General features: G+C 63.9%; 6 protein-coding genes and 1 pseudogene. 2 read left to right on the top strand and 5 right to left on the bottom strand.

Annotated features, from left to right (window positions below; genetic code table 11):
* From B3873_RS15170 to msuE, 3 genes are all read right to left on the bottom strand, one after another.
* The coding region (locus tag B3873_RS15170; protein ID WP_286867075.1) for an ATP-binding cassette domain-containing protein at positions 1 to 588 on the bottom strand (588 nt) is incomplete at its 3' end.
* The gene (gene sfnG, locus B3873_RS15175) at positions 585 to 1,745 is read right to left on the bottom strand and encodes a dimethylsulfone monooxygenase SfnG (protein WP_286867077.1); all 1,161 of its coding nucleotides are present in this window, start codon (positions 1,743 to 1,745) and stop codon (positions 585 to 587) included. The genes sfnG and B3873_RS15170, both read right to left, overlap by 4 nt.
* Positions 1,746 to 1,806: 61 nt before the next feature.
* Complete coding sequence (msuE, locus tag B3873_RS15180) at positions 1,807 to 2,379, bottom strand: FMN reductase (protein WP_286867079.1); 573 nt, start codon at positions 2,377 to 2,379, stop codon at positions 1,807 to 1,809.
* Positions 2,380 to 2,814: 435 nt separating this feature from the next.
* On the opposite strand from msuE, the gene B3873_RS15185 reads away from it, so the two are divergent.
* Positions 2,815 to 3,957 carry a sigma-54 interaction domain-containing protein gene (locus tag B3873_RS15185; protein WP_286867080.1) on the top strand — a complete coding sequence of 381 codons (1,143 nt, stop codon included), beginning with the start codon at positions 2,815 to 2,817 and terminating at the stop codon, positions 3,955 to 3,957.
* A 126-nt stretch (positions 3,958 to 4,083) separates the two neighbouring features.
* The gene (locus tag B3873_RS15190) at positions 4,084 to 6,234 is read left to right on the top strand and encodes a TonB-dependent siderophore receptor (protein WP_286867081.1); all 2,151 of its coding nucleotides are present in this window, start codon (positions 4,084 to 4,086) and stop codon (positions 6,232 to 6,234) included.
* Positions 6,235 to 6,266: 32 nt separating this feature from the next.
* Here the strand turns inward: B3873_RS15190 and B3873_RS15195 are convergent, their stop codons facing one another.
* Together B3873_RS15195 and B3873_RS15200 are read right to left on the bottom strand one after the other, a co-directional pair.
* The gene (locus tag B3873_RS15195) at positions 6,267 to 8,561 is read right to left on the bottom strand and encodes a heavy metal translocating P-type ATPase (RefSeq protein WP_287019501.1); all 2,295 of its coding nucleotides are present in this window, start codon (positions 8,559 to 8,561) and stop codon (positions 6,267 to 6,269) included.
* Between the two features lie 186 nt (positions 8,562 to 8,747).
* A pseudogene (locus tag B3873_RS15200) lies at positions 8,748 to 8,985 on the bottom strand (PLP-dependent aminotransferase family protein); the annotation flags it as partial.

Consider the following 8,985-nt stretch of genomic DNA (forward strand, 5'->3'; position numbering starts at 1 on the left):
TGCGCGCGCCAGTTCCACGCGCTTCTGCAGGCCGTAGGGCAAGCCGCCTGCCGGACGCTCCGCATGGGCGCGCAGGTCGAGGAAATCCATCATCTGCGCGGCCAGTGCACGGGCCTCGTTGCGCTCGCGGCGGGCGCGGCCGAGACCGGCGATCTGTTCCACGAAACTGGCCCGCATCGCATCGACACGGCCCAGCACGATGTTGTCGCGCACGCTCAGGCCCTTGAACAAGGCCAGGTTCTGGAAGGTACGCGCCACGCCCAGCCGCGCCAGACGTGCAGTGGGCACCTGCCGGAAACGCTGTCCGGCCAGGCTGACCGTTCCCTGCGTGGGCCGGTACAGCCCGCTCATGACATTGACCAGCGAACTCTTGCCCGCGCCGTTGGGACCGATCACGGCCAGGATCTCGCGTTCATGCAGGGCCAGGTCGACATGACGCAAGGCCTGCACGCCACCGAAGGACAGGCTGATGCCCTCCAGCTGCAGGACCGGCGCGACGCCGGCCTGCACCGAGCGCTGCGCCGATGTGGCGGCGTCTGCCCCCGCATGGGCGGGCAGCGCAAGCTCAAGCGTGCCGCTCATGCTCATGCCACCGCTTCCAGCGCCTGCGCCTGCTGTGGTGCAGCCGCTGCCGTGGCCTGACGCGCTTCCAGTTCGCGCACCAGCGGCAAGACCTTCTGGCCGAAATATTCGACTTCCTCGATGAAGTGCAGGAAGCCGGTCAACACCAGATCCACGCCGATGGCCTTGAGCGCCACGATGCGTTCGGCGATCTGTTGCGGCGTGCCGATCAGGTTGGTCTTGAAACCGTCGTTGTATTGCACCAGGTCGTCGAAGGTGGACTTGGCCCAGTTGCCCTCGCCTTCAGGCGAAGCCTTGCCCGCCTGCTTGACCGCGTCGCCGAAGGCGTGCACCGCCTCCACGTGGGCGTGGTCGATGATGTCCTGCAGGACGGCTTGCGCTTCTTCTTCGGTATCGCGGGCGATCACGAAGGCGTTCACGCCGATGCGCACCTTGTGGCCGTTCTGCGCGGCCTTGGCCTGGATGTCATCGATCTGTGCCTTGAGCCCCTCGACCGTATTGCCGTTGGTGAAGTACCAGTCCGAGACGCTGGCCGCGTTGTCGCGCGCCGCACGGGAGCTGCCGCCCTGGAAGATTTCCGGGTGCGGCTTCTGCACCGGTTTGGGACTGAGCGTGTAATTGTTGAAACGATAGAAATCGCCCTTGAAGGTGAAGTCATCCTGGGTCCAGATGCCCTTGAGTGCGCGGATGAATTCATTGGAACGGCGATAGCGTTCGTCATGTTCCAGCCAGGGTTCGCCGATGGCCTGGAACTCGCCCTTGAACCAGCCGCTGACCACGTTGATGGCGATGCGGCCCTGCGAGATGTGGTCGATGGTGGCGATCTGCTTGGCCACCACGGCCGGATGCCACGGACCGGGCAGGATCGCGGCCAGCACCTTGAGCTTGGTGGTGGCGTGCAGCAGGGCCTGGCTGAAGGAGACCGACTCGTGCTGGTATTCGGCACCATAGCCGGCGGTGAAACGGATCTGGCTCAAGGCGTATTCGAAGCCGGCCTTTTCGGCGGCCACGGCAAGACGCTGGTTGTATTCCAGGCTCCAGTCGGTGCGTTGCGGGATCGTGCTCACCACCAGGCCGCCGCTGACGTTGGGGACCCAATAGGCGAACTTGACGGCATCGGTGCGAGGGGTGGCGGAGGTCGTGGTAGCGGGGGCTTGGCTCATGAAAAAACTCCTGTGAAAAAGAGGATGATCGGGTGATCGAAAATGAAATGGCGCGCGGTGATCAGCGGACGGCGCGGGATGTTGCCGCCGATGCGGCAAGGCCTTGCAACCCCGGCAGCGCCCGCCGCACGGTCAGGGCAATGCGTTCCTGCAGGGCCGCACTGATGATGGTTTCGTTGTCGAACTCCAGGGCATTGGCATACACGCCCAGCGGCAGCGTGAGCGCCTGGAAGAAGGCGAACAGCGGACGCAACTGATGATCGATGGCCAGCGCATGGCGATCGCTGCCGCCGGTGGCGGCCAGCAGCACGGGCTTGCCGAACAGCGACTCCTGCGGCACCAGGTCGAACAGATGCTTGAACAAACCCGAATAGGAGCCGCGATAGACGGGACTGCCTGCCAGCAGCAGATCGGCGCTTTCAATGGCGGCGATCTTCTGGCGTACGGGGTCGGGCAACTGCGCCAGTTCAGTGGCACTGAGCAACTGGCCGCTCAGGTCGGAAAGCGCCACCACTTCCGTCTGGATGGCGATGTGCTGGCCCAGCTGCGCTGCAATGGCATTGAGCAGGCCCAGCGTACGGGAGGGACGGCGGCCGCTTCCGGCGACGATGACGACTTGCAGGGGACGGCTCATGAAGAAGGCTCTCCTTGGATGACTGAAGGAAGGACGCAATCGCATCCGCCCTACTCATTCAGCGAAGAACGTGCCACCCTGCGAAACCTTTCAAATCAAGGACTTGCAAAAATTCGAACTACTGCTGCAGCAGCAATCTGCTCACGCGCTGCTGCTGGAGCAGCAGGAAAGTCGCCCTGATGTTTCTCTTTATTTACTAAGTTTTCCAAGCTGTATGACAGCTTTGCATTCCTGTGGCGAAGCTGTCGCCATACGGTGACGGACCATCATCAGTCCCATGTCAGACAAGCTTTTTCGGTCGATCACCCAACGTATACCGAGCATGCTTATGCTGAATTGATCGTTAATTCGCTCCTTCCATATTGTTAGAATCAATTCACCTTCCCTTCCTGCCTCTCCCCCGGAGCAGGAGATTCCACAAGCCCGGAGCCTGACATGCATGCCAGCCCTCGCTCTGCCCATCTGTATGCGCTGCCCTCTTCGCCGGAGGGTGATGGCGACCTTGCAGCGCGCACCGCATCGCCGCTACTGACCTTGCCGCATGCGCGCAAGCTGGGCACGTCCATTCGCGCCACGGCGCAGGTGTTCCATGATCCGGTCTCGGTGGCCCTGCTGGAACGCGTACAGCGTGTGGCACCGAGCGATGCCAATGTGGTCATCATCGGTGCCACCGGCACCGGCAAGGAACTGATCGCGCGTCACGTGCATGCGTTGAGCCATCGCCGGGATGCGCCCTTCGTGGCCGTGAATTGCGGTGCGTTTTCGGAGAGCCTGGCCGAGAGCGAATTGTTCGGCCATGAGAAAGGCGCCTTCACCGGTGCCATCGCGCACAAGGCCGGCTGGTTCGAGGCGGCCAATGGCGGCACGCTGTTCCTCGATGAAATCGGCGACCTGCCGCTGGCCATCCAGGTCAAGCTGTTGCGGGTGCTGCAGGAACGGGAGGTGGTGCGGCTGGGTTCACGGCGCAGCATCCCCATCGACGTGCGCGTCATTACCGCCACCAACGTGCGCTTGCAGGATGCGGTGGCGGCCGGGCATTTCCGCCAGGATCTGTATTACCGGCTGCAAGTAGTGCAACTGGCCATTCCGCGTTTGCGCGAGCGGCCTGCCGATATTCTGCCGCTGGCCTATCACTTCCTCCATGAATATCGCCAGCGGCTGGGCTATGGCGCATCCCGCATCGATGCCGAAGGCGAACGCAAGCTGCGCGAGCACGACTGGCCGGGCAATATCCGCGAACTGGAAAACGCCATCCACCATGCGCTGCTGATCTGCCAGGAGGACAGCCTGCGCGCCGAGCACTTCCATCTCTCCCATGTGGAGCGGCGCCCGGCATACGCCGCGCATGGCGGCATCGATTGCAGCAACGATCCCCTGCAAGCGCTGGAACAGGCCTTGCAGAACCTGTTCAATCAAGCGCAGGCGGGCCTGTTTGAAAAAATCGAAGACACGGTATTTCGTACCGCCTTCGAGTTTTGCGAACGCAATCAGGTACAGGCCGCGCGCCTGCTCGACATCAGCCGCAACGTGCTGCGCGCCCGGCTGATCCGCAACGGGCAGATCTCGGCGCTGAAATGACGCTCATTGCAAAATAACAACTTGAACAGACTTTTCTTCACAATAAACTTACAATTTCCCAACAATTGTTAACGATTATCATTTATATTCATCAGCCCGATTATTTGCCTGGCTGTTTGAATACCGATGATGATGCACCGAGGATTTGCGACTTCCCTTCCCTGCCGCTGCGCCACCAGCGCCGCGTGGCTGCTGACCAGTCTGCTGGCGGTGGCGCCCCTGGCCTGGGCCGACGATGCGGCCACGGCCGCCGGCAGCAATGCAGCGGCCTTGCCCGAGATCAGCGTCTCTGCTGGCCGCGACAAGGCCAGCAGCAGTTACAACGCCACCAGCACCAGCGGTGCCACGCGCACCGATACCCCGCTGATGGAACTCCCGCAGTCGGTACGCGTGATGACCACCCAGCAGATCGAGGATCTGGGTGCGGTGCGTCTGGCCGACACGGTCGATTACGTCAGCGGCATCAGCCGCCTCAATGACTTCGGCGGCACCTGGGACAACTTTGCCATTCGCGGCTTCAGCAGTACCGACATGGGTTTCCTGGTCAATGGCTTCCCCGGTTCGCGCGGCTACAATCCGCGCCGCGATACGGCCACCATCGAACGCATCGAATTCCTCAAGGGCCCGGCCGCCGCGCTCTATGGCAGCAGCGAGCCGGGCGGCACCATCAACATCGTCACCAAAAAGCCGCAATTCACGCGCAAGAACAGCGCCGAACTCAGTGCCGGCACCGGCGGCCTGCGCCGTGCCACGGTGGACAGCACCGGTCCCCTGAGCCAGAACCTGGCCTATCGCCTGATCGCCATGACCGAGGAAGGCGACAGCCGTTCCAGCCTGCTCAACAACCGCCGCTCGCTGGTGGCCCCGTCGCTGGCCTGGGTGATCGACAAGGACACCCTGCTGAACTACGAGGCCGAATTCCTGCAGGCCAGCACACCGCTGGACCGCGGCCTGATCAACGTGCGCGGCGTGCTGGGCACACTGCCGCGTGACCGCGTCCTGAACGAACCCTCGGATGGCAACATGGCCATGCGCAGCAATACTCACCAGCTGACGCTGGAGCGCACGCTGTCCGAGCAGTGGCGTGCCAGGCTTGGTGCCAGCTACAAGGAAAGCAGCTTCGATGGCTATTACACCGAAGCGGCCCTCTCCAATCCGCTGGCCGCTGACAACCGCACGCTCAACCGCACCCGCACCTGGCGGCAGCTTCCCTCTCGCGATACCTCCTTCCAGGCGGAGCTGCAGGGCAACTTCAACACCGGTGCCATCAGCCACACCCTCCTGATCGGTGCAGAAGCATCGACGCTGTGGATGAATACGGAAATCCTGCGCTCGGCCAATACCCCCATCGATATCTACAATCCGGTCTATGGCAGCCCGTTGCTGCCGCTGACCAACCGCACCAGCAGTTCGGACGAAAGACAGCGCGTGAAGGGCGTGTTCGTGCAGGACCAGCTGAGCCTGTCGCCGCAATGGAAATTGCTGGCGGGCCTGCGCTGGGATCAATACAAGCAGAGCATCGAGAACCGCGTGGGCGGCGTCACCACCACCTCGCAGCAACAGAGCGCCGTGTCGCCGCGCGCCGGCATCACCTATCTGCCGACGGCCTGGAGTTCGGTGTATGTGACGGCAGGCAAATCCTTCCGTGCCAACAGCGGCGTGGATGCCAGCGGCCGCGCCTTCGATCCGCAGCATTCGACCGCCTATGAAGCCGGCCTCAAGCTGCAGACCACGGATGAACGCCTGGGGGCCAACTTCGCGGTCTACGACATCACCAAGACCAATGTCCTTACCGCCAGCGATACGCCCGGCTTCCAGGTGGCAGCTGGCGAGGCCAAGAGCACCGGCTTCGAGGCCGATGCCTATGGCCAGATCGATGCGCACTGGCGCCTCTCGGCCAACTTCGCCTGGGACAATGCGCGCGTGACGAAGGACAAGACCCTAGCCGCCGGCACGCGCCTGGCCAACATTCCGGCCTACAGCGCAGGTCTTCTGGTCATGCGTGAAGATGCAACGGCCAGTGGCGCGCGCTATGGACTGGGGGGCGGCGTGAACTACGTGGGCAACCGTTCGGGCAATACCGCCGACACCTATTCGTTGCCGGCGTATGCGACGGTCAAGCTCCTGAGCTACTGGCAGGTGAGCAAGAATGTGCGGCTGTCGCTGGACGTGCACAACCTCTTCAACCGCAACTACTATCCGGGCTCGTGGAACAACCTCTACGTGATGCCGGGGGCGGAACGCACTGTCGTGGCGCGCATGAAGATCGACCTGTAATCCGTAAACAATATCCCCGGCAAGCGAAGCATTCAGGAGGAGAGCCCATGAAAAAGCTCTTCCTCCTGCGCGATATGCAAGCGCAGGATGGCCTCCAATGCGTACAGCGCATGCCGCAGCTCCTGCGCCGTGGCCGGTGCCAACGACGGATCAGCGGGGCTGGTACCGAGCTGCACGGCAATCCGTTCGATGGTGCGGCTCAGTCGATGGATTTCGCGATGGGTGCTGCTCATCGCGGCCATCGGATCACGGCCGCCTATCAATGTCGCCAGACGCGGATAGAGGCGCGCATCATCCTCGGTTTCATGCGGCAGCAGGCGCGTCTTGAGCAATCCGTTCAGGGACTGCAGTGCCTCGCGCAAGGCGCTGACCGTGAGGACATCGCTGTGCCCGGCCAGCCACAACAGGCGATCCAATATCGGTGCCAGCACGGCATGCTCCTGCTGCAATCGCTCCCGCTCGCCAGCTGGCAAGCGGCTGCGCAAGACGTCCTTCTGCAACGTCAGCACCCGCAGTGCATTGAGGATGACGGCCACGTCGATGCCTTCCTGCAGGACCGCACCCGCCACCGGAGGCAGATAGCCGAACGCGGCCACCAGCATCGCCAGCACCGATAGCCCCATACCGGCCATCACGCTCTGCAAGGCAATCCGGCGGGTCTGCTGCGCCAGCTGCACGGCGAACACCAGGCGATCCAGACGATCCACCAGCAACACCACCTGCGCCGATTCGGCCGCCGCAGCAGCCCCGCGCGCGCCCATGGCCACACCGATATCGGCGGCGGCCAGGGCCGGGGCATCATTGACCCCGTCCCCAACCATCAACGTGACACCCTGCTGGCGCGCCGCAGTGATGGCCGCCAGCTTGGCGGCCGGGCTCTGCTCGGGCAGGATCTCGTCCACGCCCAGTGCACGGCCGATGGTGGTGGCCACATCGTGGCGATCACCAGTCAGCATGACAATGCGTTGGGCACCGAGCGTGCGCAGCAAGCGCAGCGCACGCGGGGCTTCCAGCCGCACTTCATCGGCCAGCAACAGCACCCCGGCAAAACGCCCTTCGATGGCGACATACACCCCCGCCACTCCCTCATAGCCAATCCGCTGGTTCAACGGCACAGCCCAGGCAGGCAGCGCCGCACCGGCCAGCACATGGTCAAGGGTGCCGACACGCAGCGCGCGCCCTTCCACGCGGCCGCTCAATCCGGCACCGGGGGACTCGCTCACCTGCTCGGGCAGCGCCAGATCGAGTCCGCGTTCGAGCGCCGCACTGACCACGGCTTGCGCGATGGCATGGACCGACATCTGCTCCAGCGACGCCGACAGTCTCAGCAACTCATCAGCGCCAATGCCGGGCGCAGGATGCAGGGCCATCAGATGCGCCTTGCCGGTAGTCAGGGTACCGGTCTTGTCGACGAAGAGGGTATGCAGCTGCGCCAGCTTTTCCAGCGCACCGCCGTGCTTGATGAGTATCCCCTGCTGGGCGCAACGCGACATGGCGCACACCAGCGCCACTGGTACCGCCAGGATCAGGGGGCAAGGCGTTGCCACCACGGCCACCGCCAGCGCGCGCTGCGGGTCACCGCTGATGAGCCAGGCCAGCCCGGCCAAGGCGAGCGACAGCGGCACGAACAGCAAGGCATAGCGGTCTGCCAGCCGCACTGCCGGTGCACGTGACTGACGGGCGGCACTGACCAGGCGCACGATGTTGCCCAGGGTCCCCTGCTCTGCCGTGCTGGTGGCCAGCAAGTCGAAGGCCTCGCCGGCATTGATGCTGCCGCTGCAGAGCGCAGCCCCCGAGGCGAGATTGACCGGCAGTGACTCGCCTGTCAGGGTGGCCTGGTCGAGCAGCGCTGCGGACAGTGCGATGCCATCCACCGGCACCGTCTCGCCGGGACGCACCAGCAGGCGGTCGCCGGGCCGGATCGCTGCCACCGCGACCTCCACGACACGGCCGTCTTCGTGACGATGCGCCTGTTGCGGCACCTTCGCCAGCAGCGCCGACATCTCCTGCTGCGCGCGGCGTTCGGCGTGGCTTTCCAGGGCACGGCCGGTGACGAACATGAGGGCGATCACCGCTGCGGTCAGTTCCTCCTGCAAGACCAGCGCACCGGCCAGGGTGAGCAAGGCCATCAGGTCCAGCCCCCACTGGCGGTGCCACAGGGACAGCACCGTTTCACTGACAACGAAGAGCAGCACAAGCGCGGCACTGACTTTCCAGACGCACGCGGCGATGAGTGGCAGGTGCCAGAGATGCAGCAGCCCGCCCGTGGCCAATGCCAGGGCACAACAGAAAACCAGGGGAAGATGGAAACGATGGCGCCAGTTCATGGATCTGGGCCGCAGCATCACGGCAGTTGGCGAGCAGGATCGCAACCGCGATGATGAGGCCGCAGAGCGCCTCAGCGATGCTTATCTCTCTCACAAGGCTGACTTGCGTCAAGTCCAGCCTCCGCAACATGTTCAGTGCGGCAACATCGGGCGTACCGTGGAAGCATCACGGCACGCCCATGCGGATCAGGAGGGAGTTTGTTGCGCCTCGGCATGAGCACGGCGCAGTCGCGTCACGCCTTCAATGATCTCCTGCGGCTGGGCATTGGCGAAAGAAAGTCGCCAATGGCCCGGATCGGATGGCGTGGCATAGAAGGCGCTGCCCGGCACGTACATCACGTTGTGCCGCACCGCGGTCTGCAGCAGTGCCGTGGCATCGGTGCCATCCTTCCAGCTGGCCCAGATGAACATGCCGCCTTCCGGC

Source organism: Herbaspirillum sp. UBA812, assembly GCF_002296545.1.
GTDB classification, from domain to species: Bacteria; Pseudomonadota; Gammaproteobacteria; order Burkholderiales; family Burkholderiaceae_D; genus Herbaspirillum; species Herbaspirillum huttiense.